The organism is Streptococcus mitis, from assembly GCF_946190335.1.
Lineage (GTDB): Bacteria > Bacillota > Bacilli > Lactobacillales > Streptococcaceae > Streptococcus > Streptococcus mitis_CH.
The window spans coordinates 283,755-296,426 of record NZ_CAMHZN010000002.1 but is presented as its reverse complement, the minus strand read 5'-3'; the positions used below and the strand labels follow the sequence as shown (position 1 = coordinate 296,426).

The following is a 12,672-nucleotide window of genomic DNA, read 5'->3' as shown; positions in this document are numbered from 1 at the left end:
ATCATGGTCTTCATCATGATGGTGTCCATGATGATCTTCATCGTGATCGTCATCATGAGCTGGATTTGGTGTTGCTGGATTTGCCCCTTTCAAGTGGTCTTGCGCTGCCTTAATTTGCTCTGCTGACAAGTCCTTCTTGAAGAAGTAATGATTGTGGTCGCCGTGACTCATGATAAATCCTGCTTCATCTTCAGCAATAATACGATTGGCATCAAAGCCGTGTCCACCTTCTTCATGTTCCTCATGTGAAACACTAGGATTGACTGGAAGAGATGGCGAAGGTGTTGTTAGACCATTATTTGGAAGAGTCGGTTGACCAATTTGATTCGCCTTAGGAATGTAATGGAAATGATCACCATGTCTGACGATATAAGCTGTGGCTGTTTCTTCAACGATATCTTTAGGATTAAAGATATAACCATCAGATGTTGAAGGAATTTCCTTATTTAACGTTGAAGAAGCATTATTCAATATAGATGGATTACTTGGAAGATTTCCTAGACTAGACGCTACTTCATGAGGTTTTTCATTTGTAGAGACCGTAGAATCAGTTCCACCGATAGGCACCATTCTAGCAATCTTTTCTTCTAAAGGAGAGAGCTTGCTGTAAGGAATAAAGTGATAATGGTCGCCATGCGGAATCGCAACTCCATTTGGTGTACGGCTGATAATCTTAGCAGGGTCAAAAACCAGACCGTCTGATTCACTGTAACGTTGGTCACTAGGTGAATCATAGAGTTCTTTCAAAAGACTTTGGAGATTTTCAGCTTTATTTGCTGGCTTGCTAGTTGAGCCTTGTGCTACAGATTGCGTGTTATTGTCACTAGCTGCTGAAGAATAGCTTAACTGACTCGGTTGCGTATTTTTCCCAGCCAGATGAGCTTTAGCAGCTGCTAATTCACTAGCAGACAAATCACTTTTTGGAATATAGTGGTAGTGACCTCCGTGAGGAACTATATAAGCATCACCAGTATCTTCAATAATATCAGCTGGATTAAAGACATAACCATCATCTGTCGTATAGCGTCCCTGAGACCTTGCTACAGCAACATCTGAGCTGACCTTCTCATTATCTTTGACATGTTCTTGTTTTTGTCGGTTGATTTCGTCTTTAGTTCGAATATTATCAGCATGAGCTACATCTTTCAGATAGACATAATATTTTCCATCGACCTTGATGATATAACCACCCTTGACTTCATTGACAATATCTCCATCCTTAAGTTGATAATTTGGATCCTTCATCAAAAGTTCTTCACTAAAGAGGGCATCATAAGGAACTTTCCCATTATAGTAATGATAGTGATCACCGTGTGACGTTACATAGCCCTGATCTGTAATTTTGATGACAATTTGCTCAGCCTGAATTCCTTCTTTTTGACTGACCTGATCTGGTGTCAGGTTTTCAGTTTTCTGACTTGACTGGCTACCATCCACATAAGAGACACGATTATTGTCCTTATTTTCCTGCGATCGATGCTGGTTCAGTGCATAAGCACAAAGACTCAAGGATACGATAACAGCTGATCCAGCTGCTATATATTTTTTACTGAATTTCATAAATCCCTCATTTCAATAAATGATGAAGCTTTTCTTAACTTCTTTTTCTCGGTTAAACAGTTTTTTTAAACTGGTTATTTAACCAATTAATTAACCAGTAAATAGTTTACCTTTTTTAAGCTTAACTGTCAAGATTTTTATATCATTTTAAAAAATAAAAGCCAGTATTGCTACTGACTCTTACATCATTTTGATTTAATAGGATAAACTTATGCTTCTGGTTTCGTCGTAACTGACTCACTACCTTTTAACAAAGCAAGTAGTTTCTCTGCTTCTGCCATGATGCCATTATTATCCATGGTTTGGAGACTCAGATTATTTCGTAAACCAGATAGGCTCTCTGTCACATTGTCTTTCAAACTAGCATCCATTACTTTAGCAAGTAGAGCTTCTACTTCTTTGAGTTTGGCTTCTACTTTTTCGGTTTCTACTTGAGGGACTTCAGCTTCGTCTGTTGTATCTTTAGATACTTCTTCTGTCTCGTCTTCATCAGTGCTCGGTTTATAAAGATTATCTACTGAAGGGGTTGAACCTGTATGATTTTCTTTTTCATTGGATTCAGGACGGGTTGACTCGTCTGATTCATGATGATCTTCCTTATCTTCATCAGATTTACTGTCTTTGTCTGCCTTATTTTTACGAACATGGTCGCTGGCATTTCCCCAACCATTATCTGAGTGAGGACGTTCTTCAGGATGTTCAACATAATATTTTACAGTCGCAAAGAGATCCTCAAGGCTATAACCCTTAGGTGCTTCATAGAGTCCTTCGTCAAACCAACCAAATTTAATGTTATGGTAATGGTCGTAATGAGGTATAATTAAGCTACCATTTTTAACTTCAACAGTATGTTGTAGATTGTAAGGAATATGATCAAGTGGGACCTTCTTAGCTGCTTCCACTTTGTTATAGATTGCTTCTACTCCTTTAACCTCAGTATGTCCTGAACCCTGATTCTCTGTTGAAGGAGGTATCAAACCTTTCTCTTTAGCATAATCCTGGGCTGCCACTCTTTCAGCTTCAGACAAGCTCTCTTTCTTAATCCAATGACTATGGGACATATGTGGAGTTACATAAGCATCTCCCTCATCACTGGTAATATCACGAGTGTCAAAGATATAGCCATCTTCTGTTGTATACTTACCTGCTAATTTCGCTAATTTAATTTCATCGTCTGTATAAGCAATTTGAGAATTTGGTTTTCCAAGTCGCTCTGGATGGGTAATTGGTGCTAAGAATGACAATAAATCATCTACCAATTTTCCTTTATTAGAAGATTCATCATTCAAACGTTCTGCTAATTTGTCTAAGGCTTGGAAATCAGAAGTACGACCCTTATTTTCAGACAAGGCTTTATGAGCCTCGGCCAATAAATTATATGCTTTATCATAAAATTCTTGGTCACGAGGAGCGACATTTTCTTTCTTCGCAACTAGGGCATGTGTCTCTTGAGTTTTCTTTGACAAGAGATTTTCAATAGCGTCAATCTTATCCTTAGCTAAGTCTTTAGCTAGAACATAACGACTAGCGCCCTTATCTTCGATAATATATCCATCACCAACTTTTCTAACAACCTGGTTGACATCAAATTCTGTCGGTTTATTTTCCACTGGTGCTAAAGGTTTGGTAGTAGGGGCTGGCTTTAGAGGAGTAACACTTGGCAAGACACTGCCATTTTGTCCCTTAACAACTATCATACGAGCCAATTTTTCTTCCAGCGGTGACATTTGTGAATAAGGGATAAAGTGATAATGATCTCCGTGAGGCACTGCGACACCGTTAGCTGTACGTTTGATAATTTGTGCCGGATCAAAGACTAATCCATCAGATTCTACATGTCGTTCTGATAAAGGTTTGGCATACAATTCACTTAAAAGCGTTGGGATATCTTCCCCTTGATTTTGATGATATGTTGGGGTAACATTCAGATTAGGAGTCTCTGTCAAACTTGGTTGGACTGGTTTTGCAGTATTGATGTTTGGTTTACTTGAGCTTGTAGCAGAATGAGACTGTTTACCATTCCAATAAGCTTGGGCTGCAGCTAATTCTCCTGCAGACAAATCACTCTTAGGAATATAGTGAAAATGATTACCGTGCGGTACAACAAAAGCATCACCTGTATCTTCAATCACATCTGTCGGACTAAAGACATACCCATCATCCGTTGTATAAGCACCTCCAGTTCCTCGATTTGGTGCCTGCGTATTGAGATTAAAGTTTGGTTTAATCGTTGAACTTGTTTTCTCAAGACTGCTTGGTTTCGTATTATCAGAATGACTTTGAACTGGCTGACCTCCAATTGGTAGATTTCGAGCCAATTTTTCTTCCAAAGCAGACATTTGCGAATAAGGAATGAAATGGAAATGATCCCCGTGAGGAACTGCCACACCATTGGCAGTACGTTTTGTAATCTGTGCTGGGTCAAATACCAATCCATCAGACTCCACATGACGTTGGCTAAGTGGTAAAGCGTATAATTCTTGAAGGAGACTAGCTAAATCCTCATTTTGACTCTCAGGAGACGTTGCAGGATTTTGAGGAGTTTCAGATTGACTCGTTCTCACACTAGATCTTGTTTCTCCCCTGCTTGAACGATATTCAACCGTACTTAATTGGCCACCTTTTCCAGATAAGAAGGCTTGGGCAGCAGCTAATTCACTGGCAGACAAATCACTCTTAGGAATATAGTGGAAGTGATTGCCATGAGGAACGATATAGGCATCGCCCGTATCTTCGATGATATCAGAGGCATTGAAGATATACCCATCATCCGTTGTATAGCGGCCCTGAGCTCTGGCTGCAACTACCGCCTGATCGTTAGAACCGCCTCCATGATTATGACTGTGTTCCTGCTTCTGACGTTTAATCTCTTCTTTTGTCCGAATATTATCCGCATGAGCCGCATCTTTAAGGTAAACATAGTATTTCCCGTCTACCTTAATGACATAGCCACCCTTGATTTCATTGACAATGTCTGAATCCTTCAACTGATAATTCGGATCTTTCATGAGGAGCTCTTCACTGATAATAGCATCATAAGGAACCTTGCCATTATAGTAATGATAATGGTCTCCATGAGAGGTCACATAACCTTGATCGGTGATCTTGATGACGATTTGTTCTGCGTTGATTCCCTCTCTCTTACTGACTTCATCAGGTGTCAAATTTTCTGCCTTTTGGCTTGGTTGGTTGCCATCTATATAAGCTACTCGATTAGAATCTTTCTTAACGTGAGCAGCTTGGTAACGACCAAGTTCATAGGAACAAACACTTATGGCAAGCACTGCCACTGAACCTGCTACATATTTTTTATTGATTTTCATTCTTTCCTCACTTTAATTCTTCTGCTAGAACACTCATATTTTCTTCAAGATTTTCTAGGTAAGTCTTGTCATTTTGTGGGTCTGCCTCTAAAGGATTCAGAGTTTTAAGCCCCACACCTGTTGATTTGACAAGAGTTTCAGCTACTTTTGAAGAAGCATTACTTTCTGTAAAAATCGTTTTAACCTTATAGGTTTTTACAAATTCCTGAATTTCTGTTAGTTGTCTTGGACTTGGTTCTTGTTCTGGAGAGATACCTGCAATACCAAGTTGATTGAGTCCAAATCGCTTAGCTAGATAAGAAAAGGCTGTATGTTGTGTTACAAACGTTTTCTGAGTCGCTTTTTCAAATTTAGGCTGGAATTTCTTAGTCAATTCTTGAGCTTTTTTGATAAAGGCTTGCGCATTTTTTTGATAAGTTTCTTTATGCTCACTATCCACCTCTGAAAGTTTATCAGCGATAATCTGAGCTTCTTCACCAGCTTTTTCAGGATCTAGCCAAGTGTGAGGGTCATAGAGCGTTTTTTCATCAACTCCATCGCCTGCTTCCACATCTTCTAGCCCTGGGACACGGTCTAAAGTCATTCCCTCTGAAGCCTCTAAAACCTTAACTTTGGATTTTTTAAGATTGGGGTCCAGACTTCCCGCCCAAGATTCAAGCGTATGCGAATGGTAAACAAAGACATCTGCATCATAGATGGCTGCGATATCATTTGCTGAAGGTTCAAAGGAGTGAATCCCACTACTTGACTGAATCATCCGAACATCATTCAAGTCACCAGATACTTCCTTGACCATAGCATAGACAGGATAAAAACTTGTTACAATTTTCATCCCTTTCCCAGTCTGACTTTCCTTTTGGCCACAAGCCCCTAAACACAAAAGAAAGACACTTAACAATACTAAAAATAAACTCTGTTTTTTCATAAACAACTCCTTAACTATTTAATTAACTGGTAAACATTATACTCCTAAAAATTTAATCTGTCAAGCTATTTTTAGAAAAAATTTGAAATTTCTTTCACATATAAAAATCTGCTAAGTTCCAATAACTCAACAGATTCTCACTTTATTCTTCTATGGTAGAATGCTTATAACCATAAGTAAAGTAAATAATACTTCCTACTAACAATGCAACTAGGAAAGCAATCCAAGTTTCCATATTATACTGCAACATAAAGGATAAACAAATGATGATTGATAAAATCGGTAACAGAGGTACCAATGGTGTTTTAAATTCTCCAGCTTTGGGCATTCCTTTTTCTTTCCGTAAGCGAATCAGACCATAAGCCAGCATGATCAAGTAGGCCAAGGTACAAATATTTAAGAAGGCTGCGATACTAGCAAGAGGGAACATTCCTGCTGCTACTGCTGAAGCTAGACCGGTCAAGATAGTAGCATTCTTTGGTACCTTGCTAGTCTTTGTTAATTCTTTAAAGGCGGCAGGCATCAATCCGTCACGCGCTAAACTGTAAATCATACGAGATAGGGCATAAGTCATTGAGATACAAACCGTAATCAAGGTTAAGATAGCAACTAATGATACATAGTTGGCTGCCCAACTGATCCCAACGCTACGAAGGGCAAAGGCAACGGCATCGTCGACATTTAGATGGCTATAATGGACCACACCAGTTAAGACAAGCGTCACCAAGGCATAAAGAATGGTTACGATAGAAAGCGATAAGACAATCCCTCTAGGAATATTTTTTTGAGGAGTCTTGACCTCATCTACAGCCATAGAGATGGATTCGAAGCCTAAAAATCCAAAGAACATTAAGGACGCACCAGCCATAATACCAGTACTAGCACCATAGATTTGTCCAAAACCATAAGGAGCAAAATTGCTCCAATTATCAAGCTTGATATGCCAAATTCCCACCAAAATAAAGAGAGCTAAAGCGGAAAATTTCAAAATCACTAGAATAGAATTAAAACGTAATGCTGCTTTAGCATTGAGTAAAACAAGTGAGGTCACCAATACCAAGACAAGAATAGGCAATAAATCAACAAATGTCCCTGCTTGAGGATTAAAGGTACCATTTAAAGCCTGAGGAAGGGCTATCCCATATTGAGAGAGCAAGCCTTTAAAATAAGCTGCCCAACCCGAAGCCACACCAGATATGGCTGTCATGAATTCCATCATGGTTAACCAACCAGCCAACCAAGCTGGGAATTCTCCTAAAATAGCATAGAGATAGCTGTAGGCACCACCTGTAGCGGGTACTCGTGAAGCAAATTCTGCAAAAAAGAGGGCTGATAATCCTACACACAAGGCAGAAATGACGATTGAAATCACTAGGGCTGGACCCGCTAGAGTTGCGGCTGCAGTACCTGTTATTGTAAAGACACCTGTCCCTACCATGGCTCCGATACCCAGCAAAATCAAATCCCATAACTTCAAATGCCTGTGCATCTCCGTTTTATCCAAACTAACATTTTTTGTTCTAAATATATTCATCTTTGACTCCAAAATAAAATGATGATTCTATTTTACCATAAATATAGGATATTTGTGAATATTTATAAAACATTTTCCTAAAAAAATCTGACTACATCTTGTAATCAGATTTTTATCGATTCTATTTCATTTCTTTAAAAGCTGCTTCTGCATCCGCATTGCTGATAGCACCAAATTGAATCTTTCCAATCTTTCCTTGACTGTCAATTAGGTATTCTGTAGGAATGCTTCGAATTTGATAAGCTTGGAATGTGGTTGCTTTTGTGTCATAAAGAACTGGGATATCCTTATAACCTTGATCTTGGAACCATTGTGGGAATTGCTCAACAGTTTTTTCACCTTGAATTCCTGGTGCAATAACAGTAAGAATTTCGAAGTCACGATCTTGTTTTGCAGCTAATTCCATCAACTCAGGCATACTTTTTTTACATGGACCACACCATGAAGCCCAAAACTTCAAATAAACCTTTTTACCCTTATAATCAGATAGCTTAACTTCTTTGCCATCCATTGATTGCAAGGTAAAATCTGGCGCATCTTTTCCAACAGCAATTTGTTGTACAGTCGTTTGTTGTTGTTTTGGAGTTTGTTCTGGTGCTTGAGTCTTTTTAGTCTCTTCCTCACCACAGGCTATCAATACGACTAATGACAAGAGGCTTAAGCCAGCAAACATTACTTTTTTCATCTTTTTCTCCTTTATTCAAAAATTCCAGCTAGAACATTTACTTGTCCTAATAGTAACAAAATTCCCATTAAAATAATGAGCAAACCACCAATTTTCTTCAGTAACATCATATGACGTTTGATTTTACTAAAATAAGGCATCACTACACCAGAAGCTAGAGCCAAAACCAAGAAAGGAATAGCCATCCCTAGAGTATAAATCAAGGTATAGATAGCTCCTTGCCAAGCACCATTGCCTCCAGAAGCCGCAAGCGCTAAAACAGAACTTAAAACTGGACCAATACAAGGCGTCCAACCAAAGCTAAAAGTAATACCGAGTAAAAAGGCTGACCAATAACGATTGGCTTCTGATTTCTTAAAAGTAAAGCTTTTTTGAACCTCTAATTTCTTAAAATGAAAAATTTCCATCTGGTGAAGGCCTAAAATGATAATAATTGTTCCCATGGTATATCGAAACCAATTGGTGTAGAGAATATTACCAAAGTAACCAGCACCGAATCCTAGAATAAAGAAAATGAGTGAAATGCCTGCGATAAAGCAAAGAGTTCGAATCAGACCTGACCAGGCAACCTTTCTCCCAAACAAAGAAAAGCTTTTTGCGCTTTCCTGATCATCCAGCAAAATTCCAGTATAAACAGGTAACAGAGGAAAAATGCAAGGGGAAAAGAAGGACAAGATCCCTGCTAAAAAAACGGAGATTGAAAATACTATCGTTTCCAATAAAGAACCAACTTTCTTAATAATTCTAATCCTATTTTACTATAATCAATTTCATTTGTATGATTTCTGCTACGCAATTTGAATTAGTCTGTATTTGAAAGATTTTCCGGTACTAGTTCATTCAGATTCTGGCCCTTTTTTGCCTCCCTATACACAAAAAAGCCTACTGCTCAAGCTAGAAAACTTGATACAATAGGCTTTTTAAAGGTTGATTATTTAACAGCGTCTTTAAGAGCTTTACCAGCTTTGAATGCTGGTACTTTAGAAGCTGCAATTGTGATTTCTTTACCAGTTTGTGGGTTGCGACCTTTACGTGCAGCACGCTCACGAACTTCAAAGTTACCAAAACCGATCAATTGAACTTTTTCACCAGCTGCAAGGTAGTCAGCTACTGCTGAGAATACAGCTTCAACTGCTGCTGCTGAGTCTTTCTTAGTCAATTCTGTAGCTTCTGCTACTTTAGCGATCAAATCTTGTTTGTTTGCCATGTTAATGATTCCTCCAATTTAATTTCTAATTAACAATTATAATCATATCCTAAAATCCCTTTTAGGTCAAGTTAAAAACGCTATTTCTTCCCATTTTATTTATTTTTTTAAGAGTAGTAACGTACTAAAATAGCCCAAGCGTTCTCACCCGTGTGAGTTTGAATAATAGAGCCCGTTTCCAAAACTGAAATAGGCTTTTCAACATAAGCTTGTAAGCTTTCTTTCATCTCTTTTGCCCAATCAGCACTACCAGAATATGAAATTCCAATCTCTGCTACAGAACGTTCAGTTAGCGAACTTGTCAGCTCATCCAACCATTTTTTAAAAGTTTTAGCTCCACGCCCTTTTACGATTGGCTGCAATTCATGGTCTTTCATCTGCATGACAACACGTATATTGAGAAGGGAGCTCAACAATCCAGTTACACGGCCAATTCGTCCACCTTTGACAAGATTTTCCAAAGTAGAAACACCAATATAGAGTTCTGTGTGTTTTTTTACCTCTTCTATATGAGATAAAATTGCATCCATATCTTTTCCTTCTTGTGCTAACTTCGCAGCCTCAACAACCTGGAATTTCAGGGCTTGGTCAGTGAAGGAACTATCAATAACTGTCACGTCGGCAGTAGATAAACTAGCACCCTGTCGCGCTGCTTCTACAGTACCAGAAAGAGCATGGGACATATGAATAGCAAGAATCTGGCTACCATCCTTGCATAGGTCTTCAAAAACTTCAGCGAAGACACCTACAGGGGGCTGGCTTGTTTTCGGGAGATTCTTACTTGCTTGCATCAACTGAAGAAATTTACCTTCTTCTTTCAAATCCGCATCAGAATAAACAACATTATCAATCATTACAGATAACGGAACAACAGTGATATCTAATTGTTTTACTAGTTCAGGTTCAATAGTAACAGATGAATCGGTTACAATCTTAATTTTTGTCATAGTATCAATCTTTCTATTTTAGGATTCAGATTGGTTTTCTTACTTTTAATTATATCAAAAAAAGATTAAAAATCCTAATGGAGTCATTCAAATTTTCCTTAAAAATTTGATATAATCTACTTATAAGAAAAGAGGTTCCTATGATTAAAAAAATTTACCCCATTTTAACCATTTTACTAGGTGCTGCTATTTATGCTTTTGGTCTGACTTATTTTGTAGTTCCCCATCATCTCTTTGAAGGAGGGGCGACAGGTATTACCCTCATCACCTTTTATCTTTTTAAAATCCCTGTTTCGCTCATGAACTTGCTGATTAATATTCCTCTTTTCATCCTAGCTTGGAAGATTTTTGGAGCAAAATCTCTCTATTCTAGTTTACTAGGAACCTTAGCCTTGTCCGCCTGGTTGGCTTTTTTTGAGCGTATTCCCCTTCATATTGATCTTCAAGGTGATTTACTGATCACAGCCCTTATAGCTGGGATTCTATTGGGAATTGGGCTCGGAATTATCTTCAATGCTGGTGGGACAACTGGTGGAACTGATATTGTAGCTCGTATTATCAATAAATACACTCATATATCTATGGGAAAACTGCTTTTTATCTTAGATTTTTGTATTCTCATGCTTATTCTCCTAATCTTTAAGGATCTGAGATTAGTTACCTACACGCTCTTATTTGATTTTATCGTTTCTCGTGTTATTGATTTGATCGGCGAAGGTGGCTATGCAGGTAAAGGATTTATGATTATCACAAAACGTCCTGACCAACTTGCTAAGGCGATTAATGATGACCTAGGAAGAGGCGTTACTTTCATCTCAGGTCAAGGTTATTATAGTCGAGAAGATTTAAAAATCATTTACTGTATTGTCGGAAGAAATGAAATTGTGAAAATGAAGGAAATGATTCATCGAATCGATCCTCAAGCCTTTATAACCATTACAGAAGCCCATGAAATCCTTGGAGAAGGATTCACCTTTGAAAAAGAATAAAAAGAGGTAATGTACTGAATTGATTTCTTTTAGAATCTACAATAATAACGTGAAACAATGATAATTTCTCCATCAAAGTAATCCTTTAAAATCTTCTGTCGTGATAGTATCGAATTGACTACTAAAATCAAGAAGATATAATTCCTCTACACCCTCTCGTTTTAACTTTCTTTCACGTTCAGCAGAGTTCAAAATAGGCAAAAACAATTCCGAATGATAAGGCTCTAAAGCAATCTTTAAAGATTCATTAAACATCATAACCACGATAGGCAACAAATCCTTCCTCGTAGCCTTGTTGGTAACACGAAATAATTATTTATCAGATAGTTTGCCAATATCTTTGTGGTTTTTATAGAAATAGTAGTAAATATAAAATAATTATTTCATAATGATATCTATTTCTGTAACAGAAAATCTGAAACATATTTTTTACCTGAAGTGTAACAGTGTAGAAAGTTCATTTTTTTGAAATGATTATAAAGTACAATATATTGAGGTAAGAATTTTAAAGCCAGAAAAACGCATTATATCAGGCACTTAAAAACTTGATACAATGCGTTTATTTAATATGAAAAGATCTACTAGATTCTTTAGAAATGAACTTCCAGTAGCCTTTTCACTTTTTATTAATAAGTCCCTTCTTCACCTTGGCTAGTCAAGATTACCGGACCATCTTTAGTAATGACAAATTGGTGTTCATACTGACATGACAATCCACCGTCAATGGTCTTATGCGCCCAGCCAGTTTTCATATCTGTATCGATTTCCCAGTCACCTGTATTGATCATCGGTTCAATGGTCAAGACCATACCTTCACGAAGACGAAGTCCACGACCTGCAATACCATAGTTGGGAACCATTGGCTCTTCGTGCATAGTTGGGCCAACACCATGACCAACCAAATCTCGCACTACACCGTATCCACGACTTTCAGCGTATTCTTGAATAGCCGCACCGATATCACCGATACGATTTCCAACAACAGCCTGCTCAATCCCCTTATACATGGCCTCTTTAGTTACATCCATCAAGTTTTTCACTTTTTCGGACGGTGTACCAACAGCATAAGCCCAACAAGAGTCTGCTAGGCCACCAGAATAGCTCTGAGTGTATTTTTTCATTTGCTCCACATTGTTGAAATTTAATTTTGAGACATTCAGGTCAGATTTAGCAATGGGACCTCCCAAAACCATGTCAACTTTGAGCAAATCACCATCTTTCAAGATATAGTGACGAGGGAAAGCGTGAGCTACTTCATCGTTAAGAGAGCAACAGGTAGCATAAGGATAGTCCATCATGGCACCGTCAACTCCAATCTGAAGCGGAAGGAAATTTTCTTCCTTACAACGACGGCGAACGTATTCTTCAACTTCCCACATATCTACGCCAGGCTTAATCAAATCACGTAAGCCAATATGAATACTTGCTAGAAAATCTCCAGCCTTGTCCATAGCTTCGATTTCACGAGCTGATTTTAATGTTATCATTATTTCTCCTAGTTT

At 38.1% G+C, this 12,672-nt stretch carries 10 protein-coding genes and 1 pseudogene; 1 reads left to right on the top strand and 10 read right to left on the bottom strand.

The window, feature by feature from the left end; genetic code table 11:
- The 8 genes from N8O43_RS05120 to N8O43_RS05085 form a co-directional block, all read right to left on the bottom strand.
- Positions 1–1,560 (bottom strand): pneumococcal-type histidine triad protein (locus tag N8O43_RS05120; protein WP_261089644.1); only part of this gene is annotated, 1,560 nt, incomplete at its 3' end.
- Between the two features lie 209 nt (positions 1,561–1,769).
- The gene (locus N8O43_RS05115; RefSeq protein WP_261089643.1) at positions 1,770–4,883 is read right to left on the bottom strand and encodes a pneumococcal-type histidine triad protein; all 3,114 of its coding nucleotides are present in this window, start codon (positions 4,881–4,883) and stop codon (positions 1,770–1,772) included.
- Positions 4,884–4,890: 7 nt separating this feature from the next.
- The gene (gene adcAII, locus N8O43_RS05110; RefSeq protein ID WP_261089642.1) at positions 4,891–5,808 is read right to left on the bottom strand and encodes a zinc-binding lipoprotein AdcAII; all 918 of its coding nucleotides are present in this window, start codon (positions 5,806–5,808) and stop codon (positions 4,891–4,893) included.
- 142 nt (positions 5,809–5,950) lie between these two features.
- Entirely contained in the window at positions 5,951–7,342 is a 1,392-nt protein-coding gene (locus N8O43_RS05105) for an APC family permease (RefSeq protein ID WP_001020315.1), read from the bottom strand.
- 121 nt (positions 7,343–7,463) lie between these two features.
- A complete protein-coding gene (gene sdbB, locus N8O43_RS05100) occupies positions 7,464–8,027 on the bottom strand; it encodes a thiol-disulfide oxidoreductase-associated lipoprotein SdbB (protein ID WP_000757365.1) in 564 nt (187 codons plus the stop codon).
- A gap of 11 nt (positions 8,028–8,038) precedes the next feature.
- Complete coding sequence (gene ccdA2, locus N8O43_RS05095) at positions 8,039–8,746, bottom strand: thiol-disulfide oxidoreductase-associated membrane protein CcdA2 (protein ID WP_025171153.1); 708 nt, start codon at positions 8,744–8,746, stop codon at positions 8,039–8,041.
- Positions 8,747–8,958: 212 nt separating this feature from the next.
- Positions 8,959–9,234 carry an HU family DNA-binding protein gene (locus N8O43_RS05090; protein ID WP_001284642.1) on the bottom strand — a complete coding sequence of 92 codons (276 nt, stop codon included), beginning with the start codon at positions 9,232–9,234 and terminating at the stop codon, positions 8,959–8,961.
- A gap of 107 nt (positions 9,235–9,341) precedes the next feature.
- Positions 9,342–10,181, bottom strand: a complete 840-nt coding sequence (locus tag N8O43_RS05085; RefSeq protein WP_045611731.1) for a DegV family protein — start codon at positions 10,179–10,181, stop codon at positions 9,342–9,344.
- A 140-nt stretch (positions 10,182–10,321) separates the two neighbouring features.
- Here N8O43_RS05085 and N8O43_RS05080 point away from each other — a divergent pair, with 140 nt between their 5' ends.
- A complete protein-coding gene (locus N8O43_RS05080; RefSeq protein ID WP_000592065.1) occupies positions 10,322–11,170 on the top strand; it encodes a YitT family protein in 849 nt (282 codons plus the stop codon).
- Positions 11,171–11,257: 87 nt separating this feature from the next.
- Here N8O43_RS05080 and N8O43_RS05075 read toward each other — a convergent pair.
- Together N8O43_RS05075 and N8O43_RS05070 are read right to left on the bottom strand one after the other, a co-directional pair.
- Positions 11,258–11,482 (bottom strand): annotated as a pseudogene (locus N8O43_RS05075) (nucleotidyl transferase family protein); the annotation flags it as partial.
- 314 nt (positions 11,483–11,796) lie between these two features.
- Positions 11,797–12,657: a methionyl aminopeptidase gene (locus N8O43_RS05070; protein WP_084887236.1), complete on the bottom strand. Its 861-nt coding sequence runs from the start codon at positions 12,655–12,657 to the stop codon at positions 11,797–11,799.
- Between the last annotated feature and the right edge of the window lie 15 nt (positions 12,658–12,672).

Excerpts from the sequence above, each read along its gene's own strand:
- N8O43_RS05080 (WP_000592065.1), top strand. The coding sequence starts at position 10,322 with ATGATTAAAAAAATTTACCCCATTTTAACCATTTTACTAGGTGCTGCT.
- adcAII (WP_261089642.1), bottom strand. The coding sequence starts at position 5,808 with ATGAAAAAACAGAGTTTATTTTTAGTATTGTTAAGTGTCTTTCTTTTG.
- N8O43_RS05090 (WP_001284642.1), bottom strand. The coding sequence starts at position 9,234 with ATGGCAAACAAACAAGATTTGATCGCTAAAGTAGCAGAAGCTACAGAA.
- sdbB (WP_000757365.1), bottom strand. The coding sequence starts at position 8,027 with ATGAAAAAAGTAATGTTTGCTGGCTTAAGCCTCTTGTCATTAGTCGTA.
- N8O43_RS05070 (WP_084887236.1), bottom strand. The coding sequence starts at position 12,657 with ATGATAACATTAAAATCAGCTCGTGAAATCGAAGCTATGGACAAGGCT.
- N8O43_RS05115 (WP_261089643.1), bottom strand. The coding sequence starts at position 4,883 with ATGAAAATCAATAAAAAATATGTAGCAGGTTCAGTGGCAGTGCTTGCC.
- N8O43_RS05085 (WP_045611731.1), bottom strand. The coding sequence starts at position 10,181 with ATGACAAAAATTAAGATTGTAACCGATTCATCTGTTACTATTGAACCT.
- N8O43_RS05105 (WP_001020315.1), bottom strand. The coding sequence starts at position 7,342 with ATGAATATATTTAGAACAAAAAATGTTAGTTTGGATAAAACGGAGATG.